Genomic DNA, 18,494 nt, shown 5'->3' on the forward strand with positions numbered 1-18,494 from the left:
TGCTTTGAATGCAACAGATCGCCCTGGCCGTGATCGGCGGTACCGGTGTCTACAACCTGGCCAAGCTTGACGACGTGCAGACCCACGAGGTCGACACCCGCTTCGGCCGCCCGTCCGGCCCGGTACGCGTCGGTACGCTGCTTGGACACCGCGTGGCGTTCCTGGCGCGGCATGGCGAGGGCCATTCGCTGCCGCCGCACAAGATCAACTACCGCGCCAACCTGGCCGCACTGCAGCAACTGGGCGCGCAGCGCGTGCTGGCGTTGAACACGGTGGGAGGCATCACCGAACACTTTGGTCCGCGCGTGCTGGCCTGCCCGGATCAGATCATCGACTACACCTGGGGCCGCATCAGCACGATCTGTGAAGAAGAAGGCACCGACGTGGTCCACGTCGATTTCGGCCACCCCTATACGCCGATGCTGCGCAGCAAGATCCTGGCCGCTGCGAAAGTGACCGGTGTCACGGTCCATGACGGCGGCTGCTACGGCGCAACGCAGGGCCCGCGCCTGGAAACCATCGCCGAGATCGCCCGCATGCGCCGCGACGGCTGCGATCTGGTGGGCATGACCGGGATGCCGGAAGCCGCACTGGCACGGGAGCTGGGGCTGGATTACGCCTGCTTGGCGATCATCGCCAACTGGGCTGCCGGCTGTGGCGATGGTGAAGAGATCACGATGGCTGAAGTACTTGCCAACGTGCAGGCCGCCAGCAACGGACTTCCGGGACTGGTAGGTGAATTGGCACGGGGGTGATTGTCTTCGCCGAGCAAGCTTTGCATACTCAGCTTGTGCGCGGGTTCAGCGTACACCACCCATTCATTGCATAAGGTCTCGCATCACCATGCCGAACGGTACCGTCAAGTGGTTCAACGACGCCAAGGGATTTGGCTTCATCTCGCCGGAGGATGGCAGCGCCGACGTGTTCGCGCACTTCTCCGCCATCAACTCCAAGGGCTTCCGCAGCCTGCAGGAAGGCCAGCGTGTCACCTATGACGTGACCCAGGGCCCGAAGGGTGCCCAGGCTTCGAACATCACGCCGGCCGAGTGATCCACTCGACAGTGCGTTGAAAACCCCGCTCCGGCGGGGTTTTTTTTGCGCGGCATGCTCGCGGCCCGTTCGCGATCCACCCACCTCGGGCACAATGCGCCCATGAAGGAACGACTGCGCATCGCCGTGATCGGCTACGGCACCGCTGGACAGGCAGTGTCCATCCTGCTCACCCGTGACGGCCACGAGGTGGAGATCTTCGAACGCGTGCCCACGCCGGGACCGGTTGGCGCCGGCTTCCTGCTGCAGCCCAGCGGCCTGCAGGTACTGTGGCAGATGGGCCTGCTTGATTCCGTGCGTGCACATGCCGCGCCGGTGCACCGCCTGTATGGCGACACGCCGTGCGAGCGCGCGGTGATGGACATGGCCTATGCCGGGCTGGATGCACGCTTGCATGGGCTGGGCATGCAGCGCGGGGCGCTGTTTTCGCTGCTGGACCAGGCCCGCGATGGCGCCGGCCAGCTGCACGTCGGCACCACCATCGTTTCCGTCGACGCCGCACAGGGGCGTTTGCGCGACAGCGAGGGGCGCCAGCACGGACCGTTCGACCTTGTGGTGGCTGCCGATGGTGCAGCTTCAACGCTGCGCGGCGGCGTCGAGCGGGGCATCGCGCTGGACAGGGTTTACCCGTGGGGCGCGCTGTGGTGCCTGCTGCCGGCCGAGGACTGGCCGCACATGAGCGAGCTGCGCCAGCGCTACGTGGCCGCGCGCAAGATGATCGGGCTGCTGCCGGTCGGTACCCGCCCCGGTGATGACACGCCGCGCCTGAGCTTCTTCTGGAGCCTGCCACGCGCCGATTTCGATCGGTGGCAGGCCGAAGGTATGGCGCCCTGGCTTGATGAACTGCATGCGCTGTGGCCGCAGGCCGGTGCGCGCTTCGCCCATCTGCGCGATGCCGGCCAGTTGGCGCGCGCCGTTTACCGTGATGCGGTGATGACACGTTGGCACCAAGGCCGCATGGTGCTGGCCGGTGATGCGGCGCATGCGATGAGCCCACAGCTGGGGCAGGGTGTGAACATGGCGTTGCTCGATGCGCTGGCACTGCGCGATGCCGTGCGCAGCCATGGCGGCAGTGCGGCGGCATTGCAGGCCTACCAAGCGCAGCGGCGCGCGCATGTGGCCGTGTACCAGCGCTGGAGCCGCTGGCTGACGCCACTGTTCCAGTCCGACCGCGACGCTTGGGCGAAAGCGCGTGATGTGCTGCTTGGCCCGATGGGGCGCCTGCCCGGTGGCCGTGGGCATATGCTGCGCATACTCAGTGGCACGCAGCATGGCTGGCTTGGCTCGCTCCAACTGGACCCGGCATTCGTCAACGAACTGGGCACGTCGATGACAATGCCTCCCAGCAACGCGATCACGGCCAGTGCGTGAGGCGCGTCGTCACGTGAATTAACGGCTGCGTCACTACAGATATGCGAGAAGTGGGTTGCACGCGATTGCGCGTCGCCCGTTTTCCTTTCCGTGATCGACATCGCGCGTGGCCCGGGCGGCGCTGCCGTTGCGGCCTGTTGCGGCCCGGACGCGCCGCCTGTTGTTGAAGAGGAGGACGCCATGTTGTTCGCGGTCGAGGAGCTGGAATCGGAAATCTGCAAGCTGCGTGGTCTGCTGCAGATGCTGCACGAGGACCAGCCCGACGTACTGGAGGACGTGTTTGAATTCCATGTGGGCAGCCTGATCAGCCACGCGTCGCCGGAACACCATGCACGCATCCGCGCCTGCGCGCAGGAAATGCTGGCGAGCATCCAGGCCTTGCCGCGGCGGCGTGAAGGGGACACGCCCGAGTTCCAGTTGATGCCGCAGCTGGAGATCCGCCCCGCCTGATTCACGTCACGGGCAGTTCGACCAGGCTGCCCTCGACGCAGGCGACCCTCTGCTCGCCGGGAGCGGGAACAGGCACGATTCCCGCAGTGAACGCAGAGAAGGCCGGCAGGACCGTCATCCCGTCACGCAGCCAGAATACGGGGAAGCGCCGACGCAACGGCGGCAGGGCGACCTGCGGATGCAGATGCCCAGCGATCACATGCCGTCCTGCATCGGCCACTGGCTCATGGCGAAGCATGAACGGATGCAGGTGTGCTTCATCGTGGATCTGTACCAGCAGCTGGGCGTGCGGCAGGTGGCGGTCGTGATTTCCGCGCAGGACATGCACGTCCAGCGCCGCGTTGCGTTCGCGCCATGCCAACCATTGCTGGTACCACGCGGCGCGATGCGCCGGTCCATGCAGGATGTCGCCCAGGATCCACAGCTCGCGGCATGCATACCTGTCCAGCAGCGCCTGCAGGCGATTGAGGTCTTCCCCGGTGCCACCGCTGGGGAGCGCGATGCCGGCACGGCGGAATACGTCGGCCTTGCCCAAGTGCAGGTCGGCGATCAACAGCGCCTGCCGTGTGGGCCAGTACAGCGCGCGCTCGCCAAGCAGCACAAGCGATTCGCCCGCGCGCAGCAGCCGTAGTTCATCGGCCATGGCGGCGCTCCAGCTGCTTGGCCGCGCGTTGCACGCGGGTACGCCAGTCCTCGTTGCTGAACTGCCCACGCAGGCGTTCGGCCCACAACGGGAAGCCCAGGGGCGTCAGCGACCCCGGGCATTGCACCGACAGCGCCTGCGTGCCGATCCTTGCCAGTACCTGCCGTAAGCCCGGCAGGTCAAGGCTGTCGTGCAGCACTTCGCGTTCGGCCAACGCCAGCAGCAGATGGCCCGGATCGTGCTCGCGCAGTACATCGAAGAGCAGGCCCGCCGACGCCTGCAACTGCCGCAGCGATCGCGGCATGCCACCGGGCAGGCTGGGTACCAGCAGGCCGGCCACACGTGCGATGCCGCGGAACTGGCGCCGCGCCAGCTCGCCCAGGTTCGCTGCGGCACGCAGATCATCCAGCAGCTGATCGGGGGTGAACAATGCTCGCCATTGCGCTGCGTCCAGATCGATCGCCTGGGCCGGTGCCAGCACCAGGCCATGGTCGTTCACCGCGTAGCCGATGCTGTTGCGCTGCAGGCGGGTACAGCGCAAGGCCAGCAGGGCGGCCAGCGCCTCATGCACGTGGCGGCCGGCAAAGGGATAGACGAACAGGAACTGGCCTTCGCGACGCCGCACCTGTTCCACCAGCAGGTGGTCCGCGCCGGGAAGCGCCGACAACTGTTGCTGCAGTGCCAGCAAGGGCGACAGCCAGCGTGATTCGGCACTGTTGTCGGCGCCGGACAGTACCCACTCCAGCTCGCGACCGAGTGGCATCGACAGCGGCAACTGGCCTCCCTGCCAGCGTGGCACGACGCCGTCTCCGCGCCCTCGTGCCAACCGCACGAAGGCGGTCATGTCGCGCAGCTGCACCAGCTCCAGCAGGCGCCCGGCGAACTGGAAACGATCGCCACGTCGCAGCCGGCTGGCGAACTGCTCCTCCACGGCGCCCAGGCTGCCGCCACGCAGGAACTGCACGCGCACGCTGCCATCGCTGCTGATGGTGCCGATCGAAAGCCGATGACGCAGCGCCTGGCGGCGGTCATGCATGCGGTACCACCCATCGGCATCACGCACGACCTTGTGGAAATCGGGGTACTGGGCCAAGGCCTGCCCGCCCTGCACGATGAACGTGAGCACGGCCTGCCATTGGTCGTTGCCGAGCGACGCGAAGGCATGAGTACGCCGGACCTGTTCCAGCAGCGCAGTGCTGTCGAAGCCGCCCGCCAGCGCACGGCTGACCGCGTGCTGGGCCAGCACATCCAGCGACAGCGTCGGCGGCCTGCGCGCTTCGACCACGCCTTCAGCCAATGCACGGCGCACCGCAGCGTACTCGGCCAGTTCCAGCGCATGGCTGGGCACGCACAGGATGGCGCCGCTGGCACCCGGGCGGTGGCGTGCGCGTCCGGCGCGCTGGCGCAGGCGCGCCACGCCCTTCGGGCTGCCCAGCTGCAGGACCTGTTCTACTTCGGGGAAGTCCACGCCGAGGTCAAGGCTGGAAGTGGCAACCACGCAGCGCAGCGCGCCCGCGCGCAGTCCGTCTTCCACCTGCTGGCGCAGGGCCGGATCCAGCGAGCCGTGGTGCAGCGCAAGCGTGTCCAGTTCTTCCGGCCACACCGCGGCCAGCGCCTGATGCCAAAGTTCTGCCTGTGCACGGGTGTTGGTGAACAGCAGGCTGCTGCGTGCCTGCATCAGCGCCTCCAGCACGCGTGGCAGCTGTGCCAGGCCCAGATGCCCCGCCCATGGGAAGCGTTCGCCGGGGTCTGGCAGCAGGCTGCGCACGCTGAGTGTGCGCGGCCGTACGCCCTGCACGATCGGTGCTTCCGGTTGACCAGGCAGCAGCACGTCGCGCGCCTCCTGCAGATTGCCCAGCGTGGCCGACAGACCCCACAGCTGCAATGCCGGCCTGGCATCGCGCAACACCGCCAGGTTCAACTGCAGCAGGACGCCGCGCTTGTTGCCCAGCAGTTCGTGCCATTCATCCACCACTACGCAGCGCAGCTGGCGCATGCGCGGCAGCGTGTCGGGATAGCTCAACAACAGCGCCAGCGATTCGGGCGTGGTCACCAGTACGTCGATGCGGCCCTCGCGCGCCTGTCGTCGTTCGCGGTTGCTGGCGTCGCCACTACGCAGGCCGACACGCCATCCCAGCCCCAGCCCATCGACCACGTCCTGCAGTGCGCGTGCGGTATCACTGGCCAACGCGCGCAAGGGCGTCACCCACAGCACCTGCAGTGGGCGCACCGCGCTGGCCCGACGGGGCAAGGGCGGCGGATCGATCATGGCCTGCAGCAGGGGCCCGCCGAACATCGCCAGTGTCTTGCCGCTGCCCGTGGGCGTATGCAGCAACCCGGATTCGCCCGCCAGGTAGTGGCGCCACATTGCGCGCTGGAACGGCAGTGAGCGCCAGCCTCTGGACGCAAACCAGTCTTCCAGCCGGCGCAGCGCCTGGCTGCGGGTCATCGCGCCAGCGCCTGCAGGCTGGCCAGCTGATCGGCCTCGCTGGCGGGCTTGTCGTGGCGCCAGCGCAGGATGCGCGGGAAGCGCACGGCGATGCCGGACTTGTGCCGGCTGCTGCGGTTGACTGCTTCAAAGCCCAGCTCGAACACCTGTTCGGCGCGTACGCTGCGCACCGGCCCGAAGCGCTCGCGGGTGTTGGCGCGGATCCAGCGGTCGAGCGCAAGGATCTCCTTGTCGTCCAGGCCGGAATACGCCTTGGCCACCGGCACCAGCGTGTCACCGTCCCACACGCCAAAGGTGTAGTCGGTGTACAGCGTGCTGCGTCGGCCGTGCCCGGCCTGTGCGTACAGCAGCACCGCGTCTATCGTGAGTGGATCGACCTTCCATTTCCACCAGTCGCCGCGTCGTCGCCCCGCCTGGTAGGAGGACGTGCGCCGCTTCAGCATCAACCCCTCCACACCGCGTTCGCGCGCCACATCGCGCATCGCCGCGGCCTGCGGCCAGTCGCCGGCGGCAACGTCGGGCGACAGCTGGATGCGCGCATCGCCCAGTGCACCGACGACCTCGGTGAGCCGCGCGCGCCGTTGCTGCAATGGAAGTTCGCGCAGGTCCGCGCCATCGAGTTCTAGCAGGTCGTAGGCGAGCACGCGCACCGGCGTGTTGCGCAGGGTGGCCGCGCCGGGTTTGCGGCGCTGGATGCGGGTCTGCAGCGCGGTGAAGGCACGTGGCAGGTCTGCGGCTTCGTCCCAGGCCAGCAGCTCGCCATCCAGCACGCAGCCATCGGGAAGCGCAATCGCCGCCTGTTCGATTTCGGGGAAGCGACCATCCAGCCGCTCTTCGCCACGTGACCACAAGGCGACCTCGCCGCGCCGGCGCAGCAGCTGCACGCGGATGCCATCCCACTTCCATTCCAGCAGCCAGTCGTCGATCGCACCGAGTCGTTCGGCAGGGCTGCCCTCCAGTGGCGAGGCGAGGAAAAAGGGGTAGGGCTGCTGCCGGTCCAGCGGCAGCTCATCCGGCGACAGCAGCTGGGCCAGCAGCCCGGGCGAGGGCACCCACTCGCCCAGCATGCGCTGGGCGATGCGGGCAATATCCAGGCCGGACCACTCGGCCAGCGCCTGCTGCACCAGCCGCTGCGAGACGCCAACGCGCAGGGCTCCGGTCAGCAGCTTGTTGAACACCAGGCGTTCGCTGCTGCACAGCTGCCGCCAGCCGGCCACGACCGCCGCACGGCGCACCGCCTCGGGTTGGTTGGCCACCGCCAGCAGGTGCTGTTCGATCCATTCGGCCAGGGGGCGGTCAGGCGAGGGGTTTGGTGGGTCGTCCAGCAGCAGGGTCAGCGTTTCGGCCAGGTCACCGACCTGCGCATAGCTGTCGTCCACCAGCCACGGTGGCAACCCTGATTCCTCGGCGGTCCAGGCGCGCAGTTCGCCACTGGCGGCGATCTTCCGGCGTGCGCCGCCCACCTTGCCACCACTGAGGAGGTACAGCGCCCACGCCGCATCGTGCGCGCCTGCCTGGCCGAAGTAATCGACCAGTGCCGCTCGCTTGTCCAGCGTGGCAGTGCTGCGGTCCAGGCGTTGGTAGAGTGCTGCGAAGGCTTTCATTCCTCGCTCCCGAAATCGGTACGGAAGGCTTCGGCAGCCACGCCGCGCTCACGCAGGTAGGGAATCAGCGCATCGGTATTGCCATGGGTGGCGATCACCCGCTGCGCGCCGGTCTGTTCGATCGTCTTCAGCAGTGCTGGCCAATCGGCGTGATCGGAAATGACGAAGCCACGATCGACGTTGCGTCGGCGCCGGTTGCCGCGCAATTGCATCCAGCCCGAGGCGAAGCCCAGCTGGTGGCGCCCGAAGCGGCGCATCCAGGGCGTGCCCGCAGCCGAGGGCGGGGCGAGGATCAACTGGCCGGCGGCATCGGGTTGACGGCCCTGTTCGGCCACGGTGAGCGTCTCCAGCATCGGTATGCCGGCCTGCCGGTACACCGCTACGCCATTGGCGATGGCGCCATGCAGCCAGGCCGGGCGATCATCCAGCGGCCGCAGCTCGGCCAGCACCCGTTGTGCCTTGCCCAGTGCATAGCACAGCAGGATCGCCGCCTCGCCGCGCTGTTCGCATTCGCGGCGCCACGCCACGATCTCCGCAGCGACTGCCGGCGTGTCCGGCCAGCGGTAGATCGGCAGGGCGAAGGTTGCCTCGGTGATGAACGTATCGCAGGGCACCACCTCGAACGGCGCGCAGGTCGGGTCTGGCTGGCGCTTGTAGTCGCCGGAGGCCACCCAGACCTGCCGCCCGTCGTCGATGCGCACCTGTGAGGACCCCAGCACGTGGCCGGCTGGATGCAGTGATACCTGCACCCGGCCCAGGCGGAACGGGGTGCCCTCGGCATGCGCCTGCACCGGCACGTCGCCCAGGCGCCAACGCAGGATCGGCAGGCTGCCGTCGCTGCAGTGGTATTCGCCCATGCCCGGGCGAGCATGGTCACCGTGGCCATGGGTGATGACCGCGCGCGGCACCGGCCGCCAGGGATCGATGTGGAAGTCGCCCGCAGCGCAGTACAGCCCCTCCGGGCGCAACACCACCAGATCGTCATTGCCTGCCATGCCATCACTGTGGCCTGCGGCTCGTGCACGGGGTGAGAACCGGCCTGAACACGGGCTTGGCAGGTCATGCGGCACAATCGGGCCGCACACTTCTTGCCGCCAGGATGGACCGGATGAGTGGACCGAGCTTCAGCAGCAACGCGCCCTACGAAACCCATGTGGTACTGAACCAGCCGCCGCCGTTCGCGGGGCGGCAGTTGTGGACCGACGACGCGGCGCTGATGGAAGCCGTTCAGCGCGAAGGCGCTGGCAGCTTCGCGCCACGATTGGCGGTGTATGGCGCGCTGGCGGGTGATGAGCTGTACCGGGTCGGCTTCGATGCCAACCGCGATCGGCCACGCCTGCGCACGCATGATGCGCAGGGCCATCGCATCGACACGGTGGAGTTCCATCCGGCCTATCACCAGTTGATGGACACGGCCAAATCGCACGGGGTCGCAGGCTTGTCCTGGCATGAGCCGCAGCCCGGCGCGCACGTGGCACGTGCGGTGTTGAGCTACCTGCATCACCAGGCCGAGGCGGGCACCAGTTGCCCATTGACGATGACCCATGCAGCAGTAGCGGTGCTGCGCACGCAGCCGCACCTGGCCGAGTGGGCACGCAAGGCCGCAGCGCCGGTCTATGACCCGCGCGACGTGCCGGTGGCGGACAAGGCCGGCATCACCCTGGGCATGGGCATGACCGAGAAGCAGGGCGGCTCGGATGTACGTGCCAACAGTACCCGCGCCGAACCGATCGATGGTGAGCGCTATCGCCTGGTCGGCCACAAGTGGTTCTTTTCCGCGCCGATGTGCGACGGCTTCCTGGTGCTGGCGCAGGCGCCGGGAGGACTGACCTGCCTGCTGTTGCCGCGCCGCCTGGCAGACGGTGACCGCAATGCGTTCCGCCTGATGCGGTTGAAGGACAAGCTTGGGGATTGGGCCAATGCCTCCAGCGAGGTCGAGTTCTGCGGCGCGCAGGCGTGGCGGGTGGGTGAAGAGGGCCGCGGCGTGGCCACCATCATCGGCATGGTGATGATGACCCGCCTGGACTGCATGCTGGGCGCCGCAGCGGAGATGCGCATGGCGCTGGCGCAGGCGCTGCATCACGCACGGCATCGCCGCACCTTTGGCAAGCTGCTGGTCGAGCACCCGTTGATGACCAACGTGCTGGCTGATCTGGCGATGGAGTCGGAAGCGGCCACGGTGTTGGCGATCCGCATCGCACGCGCGGTGGATCGTGCCGGTGTGGATGCCAATGAAGCCGCGATGGCACGGTTGGGGACGGCACTGGGCAAGTACTGGCTGTGCAAGCGTGCGCCGGCCTTCGTCAATGAAGCGCAGGAATGCCTGGGCGGCGCGGGCTATGTGGAGGAGTCGATGCTGCCGCGCCTGTACCGGCAGGCACCGTTGAATTCGATCTGGGAAGGGAGCGGCAACATCCAGTGTCTGGATGTGCTGCGTGCATTGGCCCGTGAACCGGAGGCGATGGCGGCATTGCGCGGCGAGCTGGCGGCGGTGGCCGACCGTGATGCGCGCTACGCAGCGGCATTGCAGCGCTGGGCAGCGGCACCGGCACCGGAGGAATCACAGGCGCGACTGTTCTGCGAGCGCACTGCGCTGTTGTTGCAGGCAGCGCTGCTGCTGCGTGCGCGCAGCCCGATCGCCGAGGCGTTCGTGCGCAGCCGGCTGGAAGGAGAGCACGGGCTGGCATTCGGGACGCTGCCGGCGGGCCTGGAGCTGACCGCGATGCTGGCGCGCGCGCTGCCGTAGGCAATGGCCAACGGCGGTGCCCCTCGTGGTGGGCGGCGCGGAGCCTGCATCGTGAGCGGGCCGCGCGGGTGGGTTGCGCAGGGGGCGCTGCAAGTCCTCCTCCGGGGCCTGGCCCAGCCGCAGGCGGCTGGGCGTTCGGTCGCTTGCGAAGCAGTGCTTCGCAAGCAAGGCGCCCTTACCCATGTAAGCTTGGTCGCCGCTTTCTCGTGTGCGCAGTCCTGCGCACACGGCAAGACCGGGGTTGGGCGTCCTGCCCAACCCGCCCGAGGCATGCCTCGGGCCCATGCGGCTCACGCCCCTGCGTAACCCACCCGCGCGGCCGCGGACAGTTTCCGTGGCCGCACACTACGGAATCAACAGCAAAGGCAGGGAGCGAAAAACAGTAAAGCCGCGGCCATGCCGCGGCTTTTCCTGTAGCGCCGAGCCGGTGCTCGGCTGCCGGCAAGGCTCAGTGCTTGGCTTCTTCCTTGGCGGCGTTGGCCTTGGCGTCATTGGCGACATCGCGCGCCTTGTCGGCGACCTTCTGCGCGGCGTCGGCAGTGGCGTCGCTGGCGTGCGCGGCCGCGTCGGTGGCGGCGACCTTGGCCTGGTCAGCGGCATTGGCGGTGGCGTCGGCGGCCTTGTCCAGCGCCTGCTGGGTATCGGCGGCGGCCTGCTCGGAAGCAGCAGCGGTCTTGTCGGCGGCGTCGCGGGTTGCGGCAGCGGCCCGGTCGACGGCATCGCGGGCAGCGACGCCAGCGCTGTCGGCGGCCTGCTGCGCGTCCTGCTTGGCCTGTTCGGCCTCCGGGCCCTTGCAGGCGGCCAGGGCCAGCAGCAGGGAGCCGGCCAGCAGGGTGGTGGTGATCGGACGAATCTTCATGGCGGTCTCCGGTACTGCAATGGATGGGGACGCCAGCCTATTCATGCCGTTGTGAAGACGGGGTCGCGGAGCGCGCTCAGTCGCGATCCACGGGCGCAAAGAAAAAGCCGCTGGCGAACCAGCGGCTTTTCCGGAACAGCGTGAAGAAAGAAGTGATTACTTCTTGGCTTCTTCAGCAGCGTCCTTGGCCTGCTCAGCGGTAGCTTCGGCAGCCTTGGCGGCGTCCTTGGCTTCGCCAGCAGCGGCGTCGGTGGCAGCAGCGGCGGTGTTGGCAGCAGCGTCGGTCGCAGCGTCGGCAGCGGTGGCGGCGGTGTCAGCGGCCTGCTGGGCAGCGTCGGCGGTCTGGGCGCCAGCAGCGGCGGCCTGGTCGGCAGCAGCCTGGGCTTCGGTGGCGGCTTCGTTGGCCGAAGCAGCGGCGTCCTGGGCAGCTTCCTGCTTCGAGCAGGCGGCCAGGGCCAGAGCCAGGGACATCGCGACCAGCAGCTTGTTGATGCTCATTGTGTAAATCCTCGTCGTTAGAATTAGGCAACGCGCATGCTGCGCGCCGACAACATGATGACAAGCCAAGATTGGGTGTCAAGCGATCCCGCATTCATTTTTGCGAAATCATCGTTAAATCCATTTAAATCAATTCGATGGCGATCGCGGTCGCTTCGCCACCGCCGATGCACAGGGTGGCAATGCCGCGCTTGCCACCGCGCGTGCGCAGGGCATTGACCAGGGTCACCACCAGGCGTGCGCCGGAGGCACCGATCGGATGGCCCAGTGCACAGGCGCCGCCATTCACGTTGAGCTTGTCGTGCGGAATGCCCAGTTCGCGCATCGGCGCCATCGCCACCACAGCAAAGGCTTCATTGATTTCGAACAGATCGACCTGATCCAGCGACCAGCCGGTCTTGTCCAGCAGCTTGCGCAGCGCGCCGATCGGGGCAGTGGTGAACCACTCGGGTTCCTGCGAATGGGTGGCGTGGCCGACGATTCGGGCCAACGGCTTGATGCCGCGCGCAGCCGCATCTTCCTCGGTCAGCAGGACCACTGCGGCAGCGCCGTCGGAAATGCTGGAAGAGCTGGCGGCGGTCACACTGCCGTCCTTCTTGAAGGCCGGGCGCAGGGTCGGGATCTTGGCGATGTCCGAACGGCCGGGCTGCTCGTCGGTGGTGATCTCGACCTCGCCCTTGCGGGTGGCGACCTTCACCACGACGATTTCATCGGCGAACGCGCCGTTGGCCTGGGCTGCCTGCGCGCGCTTGACCGATTCGATGGCGTAGGCGTCCTGCTCTTCGCGGCTGAACTGGTACTTGTCCACGGCGCATTCGGCGAATTCACCCATCGCCTTGCCGTCATAAGCGTTGACCAGGCCGTCGTGGGCCATGTGATCGACCGCCTGGAAGTTGCCGAAGCGGTTGCCGGTGCGCGAGTTGGGCAGCATGTGCGGTGCGTTGGACATCGATTCCATGCCGCCGGCGACAACGATGCTGGCCGAACCGGCCTTGATCAGGTCATGACCGAGCATGATGGTCTTCATGCCGGAGCCGCAGACCTTGTTCAGCGTGGTGGCACCGGTCGACAGCGGAATGCCGGCAGCGATCGCCGCCTGGCGGGCGGGCGCCTGGCCGAGGTTGGCCGGCAGCACGCAGCCCATGAGGACTTCGGAAACGTCGCTGGCCGGGATGCCCGACTGCTCCAGTGCGGCGGCGATGGCGGCCGCGCCCAGGGTCGGGGTCGGCACGCCGTTGAACTGGCCGAGGAAGGAGCCGATGGCGGTGCGCTTGGCGGCGGCGATGACGATGTTGGACATGGCAATCTCGTTGATGCGTAAGCAATGTTCGGAAAGGAGACCGTGGGCCGTTGGAAGCGCCCCGGTTTCCCGGCAGACTGCGTGGGGGTCGGCCCAAGTATAGAGGGTCGGGGAGGGCCGCCGCTGGACGGCGCCGCATGCCTGCCGGGACAACGGCGGGCCAATGTTCATGGGAAGGAATCGATGGAACGCACGACGACGGTGAAATCTGCCCTGGCAACCGCGCTGGCACTGGCGCTGGCAGCCTGTGGCGGAGGTGGCGGGGGCGGCAACGTGCGCATTGACACACCGCCACCACCGCCGCCACCCACGACCCCGCCACCGACGCCGCCGCCGCCGGCAAAACCGCAGGAGCCGGCCTTCGACGCGCATCTGTCGGTCACCAATGCGCGTGCCGCACAGGCCGCCGGCCTGAGCGGCCAGAACGTGCGCATCGGTATCGTCGATTCGGGCGTGCAGCGCGACGCGGTGGCACTGAACGGGCGGGTGGTGGCCAACCTCAACTACATCGATCCGTCGCGCAACAACCTGCAGGTGGACGACGTAGTGGGCCACGGCACGGCGGTAGCCAGCCTGGCTGCCGGCGCGCCGGTTGGGTCCTGGCCAGGCGGCATCGCCCCTGGTGCGCAGATCGTTTCGGCGCGGATCATCGCCGACAAGCCGCCCGCCGACGATGGCAGCGGCAAGGGCAATTCCTTCAGCGGACCGCTGGGCGTGGCCCAGGTGCACCAGGACCTGATCAGCTACAACGTAAAGGTGATGAACAACTCGTGGGGCGGCCTGTACTGGACCGACCTGCCGACCACCGCGCAGGTGGCCGCCGAGTATCGCCCCTTCGTGGTCAACCACGGCGGGCTGGTGGTGTTCGCAGCGGGCAATGACGGCCGCAGTGAACCGAGCAGCCTGGCCGCGCTGCCCAGCCAGCTGGGCGTTGCCGGCTCGCTGCCGGCGGCAGATCTGGAGCGCGGCTGGCTGGTGGCGACCGCGGTGGATCCCTATGCACCGGGCACGTTGGCCAGCTACGCCAATGGCTGCGGCCAGGCCGCGCGCTACTGCCTGGCAGCGCCGGGCAGCGCGGTCTATCCCGATGCAAACGGGGGGAGCTACTACTGGAACTACGGCACGTCATTCGCGGCGCCGCTGGTGTCCGGCGCCGCTGCGCTGGTCTGGCAGCGCTATCCGTATTTCAGCAACGACCTGGTGCGGCAGACCCTGCTGGGCACTGCCAAGGACATCGGCGCCCCGGGCGTGGATCCGGTGTTCGGCTACGGCCTGCTCGACATCGGTCGTGCGATCAACGGTCCGGGTCGCTTCGACTGGGGGGATGTGGTTGCCAACGTGGATGTGGCCTCCAGCGGTTCGGCGTGGCGCAACAACATCGTCGGCAGCGGCGGCCTGGTCAAGCAGGGCGGGGGCACTCTGGTGCTGGCCGGCAACAACAGCTATACCGGTTCCACCCGCATCGAACGCGGCATCCTGGCACTGCAGGACGGTGGCGTGATCCGTTCCAACGTGACCATCCTCGGCCAGTCCGATCCGGATTCGACCGGCCTGCAGTTCAATGGCGGCGCGCCGCGCGTGATCGGCAACGTGGTCAACGGCAGCAGCGTGTTCCTCACCACCGGCAACACCACCGGCACCATCGAGGGCGACTACGCCCAGCAGGCGGGCGCACAGTTGATGATCGCACTCGGCGCCAATGCGCTGCAGGTCACCGGCAAGGCCACCCTCGACGGTGGCGTGCGCGTGCATGGCTTCGTCTCCGGCTACGTGCCACAGAGCGGCACCCGGCAGGACCTGATCCATGCGGACGGCGGACTCAGTGGTGCCTTCAGTACGCCGGCCACCTCCAGCGGCCTGCAGGGACTGTCGCTGTTGCAGAGCAGCTATGGCTACGACAGCAACAACGCCTGGTTGAACCTGACCCAGGTCAGTGTCACCGGGGCAGCCAGCGGCCTGGGGGCTTCCGCCCAGGCGGCAGCACAGCGGCTGGAGGGTGCATTTGCCGCGCTCGACAAGAATGCAGGACTGCAGGGATCGGCCTTCGGTACGGCCGCCGGGGCGCTGCAGTGGACCGGCGGTGGCAGCAACGGCCTCGAGGCTAGTCTGCAGAGCCTGTCCGGGCAGGCGCACGCGCGGGCCGAAGCGGTCACCTTCGACAGCATCGACATGTCACGCCGTGCCATCGCAGAGCGCTTTGATCGCGTGCAGGCGGCGCCGCGCCTGCGCGGGGCCTGGCAGAGTGCGCTCGGCCAGGCCGGGCAGGGCAGCTTTGCCGGCAACGCCGCCGACAGCCGCGGTTGGATGGCCGGCCAGGACCTGCCGCTGGGCAGCACCGGGCTGATGGGTGTGGCCTTCGGCGAGACCCGCAGCAACGGTGGCAGCAGCTTCGGCGGCGATCGCGGGCGTGATCGCCAGGCGCAGGCACAGCTTTACGCGGGCTGGAATCTGGGCCGGGGCTATGCGCTGGCCCAGATCGGCAGCGGGCAGTTCACCCGGGCGCTGGATCGCCAACTGCTGCTGGGCGCGGGTAGTTACGGTGTTTCGGCCCGCTATGGCGGGCGCTTCAGCAGTGCCAGTGTCGAAGGCGGCTATCGCTTCGGCCGCGCGGGTGCCTCGTTGACACCGTATCTGGGCGCCAGCACCACGCGCGTGGATACCGATGCGTTCAACGAACTGGGCGGGTTCGGCTTCGGCCTGCGTGGCGATGCCAACCGCGTGCAGCGCAGCCAGATGCTGGCCGGCATCCGCGGCGAGCGTGGCTGGGGGCGCTGGACCCTGCGCGGGCATGCCGAGTGGCAGCAGCGGCTCGAGGGTGCCGATGCGGCGTGGCAGGCCAGTTTCGTCGGCATCGATGCTTGGGCACCACTGGCGGGCTGGAATGCGCCGCGCGGCAGTGCGCTGATCGGCATGGCGCTGGAATCATGGTGGGGTCGCAGTGGCCGCCTGAGCCTGGGCTTCGACCAGCGCGTCGGGGGCGAGGGCGCGCGCCAGGCGGCGTTGCGCTACAGCACCGGGTTCTGAGTGACAGTCGCGCCGGGACGCCAGCCCCGGCGCGACATCGACGCGCTCAGCCGCCGCGCAGGTTGCCCAGGCGCGGGGTGCTGCGGCCCAGCGGCATCTTCAATTTGCCGATCGACAGGATGCGGCTTTCGGCGATGCGGTCGGCCGCTCGCTGCGGCGCGATGTTCTCGCGCTGCGACAGTTCGAAGATGCGGGTGAGGTTGTGATAGATGCTGCGGATCAGACGCATCGCGCGTTCGCGGTTGTAGCCGTCGATCTCCAGCGACACGTTCATCACGCCACCAGCATTGACCGCATAGTCCGGCGCATACAGGATGCCGCGCGCATGCAGTTCGTCGCCGATTTCCAGGCTCGACAACTGGTTGTTGGCGGTGCCGCAGACGATCTTTGCCTTGATCCGCGGCAGGGTGTCGGCGTTGATCGCGCCTTCCAGCGCGCACGGTGCGAACACATCGGCATTCACTTCATGGATCTCGTCCGGCTTGACCGCTTCAGCGCCGAAGTCGCTGACCGCGCGGTCAACCAGCGCGCTGTCCAGGTCGGTGACATACAGCTTGGCACCGCGGTCACGCAGCAGCTTCACCAGTTCCATGCCGATGTGGCCCAGGCCCTGCACCGCGATGCTGGTCTTGCCCACTTCCTCATGGCCGAACTTGAAGCGCATCGACGCCATCAACGCCTGAAGCGCGCCGTAGGCGGTGAACGGGGCCGGATCGCCGGAGCCGCCATGGACCTGGTGCACGCCGGTCACGAACTGGCTCTCCAGGTAGATGTTCTCCATGTCGTTGACATCGGTGCCGACGTCCTCGGCGGTGATGTAGCGTCCGCCCAGCGAATCGACATAGCGGCCGAAGGCACGGAACAGCACTTCGGTCTTGTCCGCTTTGGGGTCGCCGATGATCACCGCCTTGCCGCCACCGACGTTGAGGCCGGCCAGTGCATTCTTGTAGGTCATCGTCCGGCTCAGGCGCAGCGCATCGGCCAGCGCCTCGTCGGTGCTGGCGTAAGGACGCATGCGCACGCCGCCCAGGGCCGGGCCAAGGGTGGTGTTGTGGATGGCGATGATCGCCTTCAGGCCGGCGTCGTGGTTGTGGCAGAACACCACCTGTTCGTGGCCGGTGGTGGCGAGGGTTTCGAATAGCATGGCGTCTCCGATGGCGCGATCAGCGGCGAACTGCAGCGAACGGCCAGTGAACGGTAGGGTCCCAAAAAAAAAAAGCGACGTCGTCGGTGCAGGGGGACGGGTCGCGCGGCGCCATTCTAGTCCATTCCCCCGGCCGGTGCCGTCGACATCGCATGCCTTCCGGTTAAAGAAGATGAAAGTGCGGCCGATGCTGCGACGACGGCGGGTGGCCGGATTCGCGTGAAGAGGCAGGCGGTCAGTGACGGCAAGGGCACCACAACCACAGGGCAGGCGGCGATGACAGCGGCCTGGTGGCGATCACTGCGCGGCTGGCTGGCGCGCTCGACCGGGGCTGCGCCGTCCCGCTTGGCGGCGGTATCGCGACAGGCAGTGGCGGCAGCGGCTGCGAGCCTGCAGGGTGAGGCCCTGCCGTCTGCGGAGATCGCCGCACATCTGCAGCGCGGCCTGCACGCGTTGGCGTTGTACCCACGACTGGCCGGTGAGCCGGCGCCTGTCCAGGATCCGGCGTTGGGGGAAGCGGTGGCACGCGCGCTGCAGGACCGCGACTGGGCTACCCGGCAGTTGCCGCGCCGTCCGCAGCTGCTGCCGCAGCTGATCCAGACCGTCAACGACGATGCCGCCTCCGCGCGGGTGATGGCCGCGATCATCGGCCAGGACCCGGTGCTGACCGGCAACCTGCTGCGCATCGCCAACAGCCCCGCCTACAAGGTGCACGAGCGGCCCGTGGAAAGCCTGCAGCGGGCGGTGACTCTGGTCGGTACCGAAGGCGTTCGGCAGATCATCAGCGCGGTACTGGTACAGCCGGTGATGCAGATGCAGTGCGATGCGTTCCCGCAGTTCAGCACGATCATCTGGGAGCACGCACTGCTGGCCTCGCGCGCGGCTGCAGACCACGCACGCACGGTTACCTTCGGTGATGCTTTCGCCGCGCAGTGGCTGGGCCTGGTGCAGGGCCTGGGCGCGGCGCTGGTGATGCGCCAGCTGCTGCAGGAAGCCCAGGTACGTGGTGAAACCGTGGAGCCGGCGCTGGCACTGCAGCTGCTTCAGCAGTGGTCGTTACCGCTGGCACAACGGGTGGCGGCTGCCTGGGAGCTGCCCGAGCCGGTGCATCAGGCGCTGTTGCCGGAGGCCGAGGGCCCGCTGGCCGACAGCCTGCGCCTGGCCAGCGCCGCTGCGGCGGCCAGCCTGCTGTGCCGCCATGGGCATGCCAGCCAGAGCCGCATGCTGGCCCTGCTGGAACAGCTGCCTTCGGCACCGCCGCATGCATTGCGCTGGATCTGGCGGCGACTGCATGGGCGCAGTGTGGAAACGCTGGATGATGCCGGGCAGGAAGCCACCGATCCGGGGCGCTGAGCG

Annotated in this window: 15 protein-coding genes; 7 read left to right on the forward strand and 8 right to left on the reverse strand. The window is 68.0% G+C overall.

The features are described from left to right. Positions 1–8 precede the first annotated feature (8 nt). The 4 genes from BN1263_RS14500 (at position 9) to BN1263_RS14515 (ending at position 2,871) form a co-directional block, all read left to right on the forward strand. Positions 9–755, forward strand: coding sequence for an S-methyl-5'-thioinosine phosphorylase (locus BN1263_RS14500; protein WP_058982093.1), 747 nt, complete (start codon positions 9–11; stop codon positions 753–755). 88 nt (positions 756–843) lie between these two features. Beyond that, complete coding sequence (locus BN1263_RS14505) at positions 844–1,050, forward strand: cold-shock protein (RefSeq protein WP_005410590.1); 207 nt, start codon at positions 844–846, stop codon at positions 1,048–1,050. A gap of 102 nt (positions 1,051–1,152) precedes the next feature. Beyond that, positions 1,153–2,421: an FAD-dependent oxidoreductase gene (locus BN1263_RS14510; RefSeq protein WP_058982095.1), complete on the forward strand. Its 1,269-nt coding sequence runs from the start codon at positions 1,153–1,155 to the stop codon at positions 2,419–2,421. Between the two features lie 180 nt (positions 2,422–2,601). Further along, a complete protein-coding gene (locus tag BN1263_RS14515) occupies positions 2,602–2,871 on the forward strand; it encodes a hypothetical protein (protein WP_058982096.1) in 270 nt (89 codons plus the stop codon). A 1-nt stretch (position 2,872) separates the two neighbouring features. Here the strand turns inward: BN1263_RS14515 and pdeM are convergent, their stop codons facing one another. Genes pdeM through BN1263_RS14535 form a run of 4 tightly spaced genes read right to left on the reverse strand, consistent with a single transcriptional unit; the run spans position 2,873 to position 8,562 of the window. After that, the gene (gene pdeM / locus BN1263_RS14520) at positions 2,873–3,514 is read right to left on the reverse strand and encodes a ligase-associated DNA damage response endonuclease PdeM (protein WP_058982098.1); all 642 of its coding nucleotides are present in this window, start codon (positions 3,512–3,514) and stop codon (positions 2,873–2,875) included. Continuing rightward, on the reverse strand, positions 3,504–5,963 hold the full coding sequence (locus tag BN1263_RS14525) for a ligase-associated DNA damage response DEXH box helicase (protein ID WP_058982101.1): 2,460 nt from the start codon (positions 5,961–5,963) through the stop codon (positions 3,504–3,506). The genes pdeM and BN1263_RS14525 overlap by 11 nt, the downstream gene beginning before the upstream one ends. Continuing rightward, positions 5,960–7,567, reverse strand: a complete 1,608-nt coding sequence (locus BN1263_RS14530; protein ID WP_058982103.1) for an ATP-dependent DNA ligase — start codon at positions 7,565–7,567, stop codon at positions 5,960–5,962. The genes BN1263_RS14525 and BN1263_RS14530 overlap by 4 nt, the downstream gene beginning before the upstream one ends. Then, positions 7,564–8,562, reverse strand: coding sequence for a ligase-associated DNA damage response exonuclease (locus BN1263_RS14535; protein WP_058982104.1), 999 nt, complete (start codon positions 8,560–8,562; stop codon positions 7,564–7,566). The genes BN1263_RS14530 and BN1263_RS14535 overlap by 4 nt, the downstream gene beginning before the upstream one ends. Positions 8,563–8,675: 113 nt before the next feature. Here BN1263_RS14535 and BN1263_RS14540 point away from each other — a divergent pair, with 113 nt between their 5' ends. Next, positions 8,676–10,313 carry an acyl-CoA dehydrogenase family protein gene (locus BN1263_RS14540; RefSeq protein ID WP_019662152.1) on the forward strand — a complete coding sequence of 546 codons (1,638 nt, stop codon included), beginning with the start codon at positions 8,676–8,678 and terminating at the stop codon, positions 10,311–10,313. 448 nt (positions 10,314–10,761) lie between these two features. Here the strand turns inward: BN1263_RS14540 and BN1263_RS14545 are convergent, their stop codons facing one another. The 3 genes from BN1263_RS14545 to BN1263_RS14555 all read right to left on the reverse strand — a co-directional run bounded on the left by BN1263_RS14545 (position 10,762) and on the right by BN1263_RS14555 (position 12,970). After that, on the reverse strand, positions 10,762–11,172 hold the full coding sequence (locus BN1263_RS14545; protein ID WP_019662151.1) for a hypothetical protein: 411 nt from the start codon (positions 11,170–11,172) through the stop codon (positions 10,762–10,764). A 156-nt stretch (positions 11,173–11,328) separates the two neighbouring features. After that, positions 11,329–11,670, reverse strand: coding sequence for a hypothetical protein (locus tag BN1263_RS14550; RefSeq protein WP_019662150.1), 342 nt, complete (start codon positions 11,668–11,670; stop codon positions 11,329–11,331). Between the two features lie 124 nt (positions 11,671–11,794). Next, positions 11,795–12,970: a thiolase family protein gene (locus BN1263_RS14555; RefSeq protein WP_058982105.1), complete on the reverse strand. Its 1,176-nt coding sequence runs from the start codon at positions 12,968–12,970 to the stop codon at positions 11,795–11,797. 183 nt (positions 12,971–13,153) lie between these two features. Here BN1263_RS14555 and BN1263_RS14560 point away from each other — a divergent pair, with 183 nt between their 5' ends. Then, positions 13,154–15,994 (forward strand): autotransporter serine protease, encoded by a 2,841-nt coding sequence (locus tag BN1263_RS14560; RefSeq protein WP_058982106.1) that lies wholly within the window; start codon positions 13,154–13,156, stop codon positions 15,992–15,994. A gap of 46 nt (positions 15,995–16,040) precedes the next feature. Here the strand turns inward: BN1263_RS14560 and BN1263_RS14565 are convergent, their stop codons facing one another. Then, positions 16,041–17,138, reverse strand: coding sequence for a Glu/Leu/Phe/Val dehydrogenase dimerization domain-containing protein (locus tag BN1263_RS14565; protein ID WP_058982109.1), 1,098 nt, complete (start codon positions 17,136–17,138; stop codon positions 16,041–16,043). Positions 17,139–17,414: 276 nt separating this feature from the next. Here BN1263_RS14565 and BN1263_RS14570 point away from each other — a divergent pair, with 276 nt between their 5' ends. Next, positions 17,415–18,491, forward strand: a complete 1,077-nt coding sequence (locus tag BN1263_RS14570) for an HDOD domain-containing protein (RefSeq protein WP_058982111.1) — start codon at positions 17,415–17,417, stop codon at positions 18,489–18,491. Positions 18,492–18,494 lie beyond the last annotated feature (3 nt).

It is taken from the genome of Stenotrophomonas thermophila, assembly GCF_001499715.1.
Lineage (GTDB): Bacteria > Pseudomonadota > Gammaproteobacteria > Xanthomonadales > Xanthomonadaceae > Stenotrophomonas > Stenotrophomonas hibiscicola.

Coding starts and splice junctions, on each gene's coding strand:
- BN1263_RS14515 (WP_058982096.1), top strand. CDS start 2,602: ATGTTGTTCGCGGTCGAGGAGCTGGAATCGGAAATCTGCAAGCTGCGT.
- BN1263_RS14510 (WP_058982095.1), top strand. CDS start 1,153: ATGAAGGAACGACTGCGCATCGCCGTGATCGGCTACGGCACCGCTGGA.
- BN1263_RS14550 (WP_019662150.1), bottom strand. CDS start 11,670: ATGAGCATCAACAAGCTGCTGGTCGCGATGTCCCTGGCTCTGGCCCTG.
- BN1263_RS14560 (WP_058982106.1), top strand. CDS start 13,154: ATGGAACGCACGACGACGGTGAAATCTGCCCTGGCAACCGCGCTGGCA.
- BN1263_RS14525 (WP_058982101.1), bottom strand. CDS start 5,963: ATGACCCGCAGCCAGGCGCTGCGCCGGCTGGAAGACTGGTTTGCGTCC.
- BN1263_RS14535 (WP_058982104.1), bottom strand. CDS start 8,562: ATGGCAGGCAATGACGATCTGGTGGTGTTGCGCCCGGAGGGGCTGTAC.
- pdeM (WP_058982098.1), bottom strand. CDS start 3,514: ATGGCCGATGAACTACGGCTGCTGCGCGCGGGCGAATCGCTTGTGCTG.
- BN1263_RS14570 (WP_058982111.1), top strand. CDS start 17,415: ATGACAGCGGCCTGGTGGCGATCACTGCGCGGCTGGCTGGCGCGCTCG.
- BN1263_RS14545 (WP_019662151.1), bottom strand. CDS start 11,172: ATGAAGATTCGTCCGATCACCACCACCCTGCTGGCCGGCTCCCTGCTG.
- BN1263_RS14565 (WP_058982109.1), bottom strand. CDS start 17,138: ATGCTATTCGAAACCCTCGCCACCACCGGCCACGAACAGGTGGTGTTC.
- BN1263_RS14500 (WP_058982093.1), top strand. CDS start 9: ATGCAACAGATCGCCCTGGCCGTGATCGGCGGTACCGGTGTCTACAAC.
- BN1263_RS14555 (WP_058982105.1), bottom strand. CDS start 12,970: ATGTCCAACATCGTCATCGCCGCCGCCAAGCGCACCGCCATCGGCTCC.
- BN1263_RS14530 (WP_058982103.1), bottom strand. CDS start 7,567: ATGAAAGCCTTCGCAGCACTCTACCAACGCCTGGACCGCAGCACTGCC.
- BN1263_RS14505 (WP_005410590.1), top strand. CDS start 844: ATGCCGAACGGTACCGTCAAGTGGTTCAACGACGCCAAGGGATTTGGC.
- BN1263_RS14540 (WP_019662152.1), top strand. CDS start 8,676: ATGAGTGGACCGAGCTTCAGCAGCAACGCGCCCTACGAAACCCATGTG.